The following is a 1,072-nucleotide window of genomic DNA, read 5'->3' on the forward strand; positions in this document are numbered from 1 at the left end:
CGAGGGGCCACCGGCCGACGGTGCCTCCGGGGCCGGCGCTTTCGTGGACGCGGCCATCCGGTCGGGCGGGACGCCGAACGACCTCGTGCAGTACCAGGGCGACCTCGACGTCGTCCTCGGCGCGGTCGGTGCGCACGCCGCTGTGCTCCTGCCACGCCCCACGGTGGAGGGCCTCAACCGGCTCGTGCAGGCCGGGGGTCTCATGGGACGCAAGACGACGTCGTTCCGCCCCAAGCCCTTGGCCGGAACCGTGCTGCGCCTGCGCTGACGCAGCCCACCGTCGGGTCGCACTGTGCGATGCGCCCACAACGCAGAAGAGGGGAGCAGCACCGCCACAGCGGTGCCACTCCCCTCAACCACGTACCCACTGCAAAGAGTGAGTGGCCGGCGGTGACCTACTCTCCCACCCAGTCTCCCGAGCAGTACCATCGGCGCTGGTGGGCTTAGCTTCCGGGTTCGGAATGAGACCGGGCGTTTCCCCACCGCTATGACCACCGGACCACAAAGGCCAGGATCGACTGAAACCCCCCAAGGAGCTTCGGGTTCTCTCCCGAGAACCACACAATGGACGCGAAACACTTACAGCAGTGTCATCGTTCAATCAGTAGATCAAGTTCGTTCATGCTCGTGCACTCATCATGCCCACACCGCTCACCGCCACCCGTTACAGGTCTTGGTGGTAGCTGGTGCGTAGTAGACAAGTGATCGGCCTATTAGTACCGGTCAGCTCCACAACTCTCTCGTCGTTGCTTCCACACCCGGCCTATCAACCCCGTCATCTCCAGGGAGCCTCCCACCCCAAAGGGGCACGGAAACCTCATCTCGAAGCAGGCTTCCCGCTTAGATGCCTTCAGCGGTTATCCCTTCCGAACGTAGCCAACCAGCCATGCCCTTGGCAGAACAACTGGCACACCAGAGGTTCGTCCGTCCCGGTCCTCTCGTACTAGGGACAGCCCTTCTCAAGTTTCCAACGCGCGCAGCGGATAGGGACCGAACTGTCTCACGACGTTCTAAACCCAGCTCGCGTACCGCTTTAATGGGCGAACAGCCCAACCCTTGGGACCTACTCCAG

At 63.2% G+C, this 1,072-nt stretch carries 1 protein-coding gene and 2 rRNA genes; 1 reads left to right on the forward strand and 2 read right to left on the reverse strand.

The window, feature by feature from the left end:
* The coding region (locus ABT295_RS21140; protein ID WP_352396377.1) for a hypothetical protein at positions 1 to 268 on the forward strand (268 nt) is incomplete at its 5' end.
* Between the two features lie 114 nt (positions 269 to 382).
* On the opposite strand, the gene rrf is transcribed toward ABT295_RS21140, so the two are convergent.
* Positions 383 to 499 (reverse strand): 5S ribosomal RNA (rrf, locus tag ABT295_RS21145).
* A 194-nt stretch (positions 500 to 693) separates the two neighbouring features.
* Positions 694 to 1,072, reverse strand: a 23S ribosomal RNA gene (locus tag ABT295_RS21150); the annotation flags it as partial.

It is taken from the genome of Terrabacter sp. NPDC000476 (assembly GCF_040300125.1).
Lineage (GTDB): Bacteria > Actinomycetota > Actinomycetes > Actinomycetales > Dermatophilaceae > Terrabacter.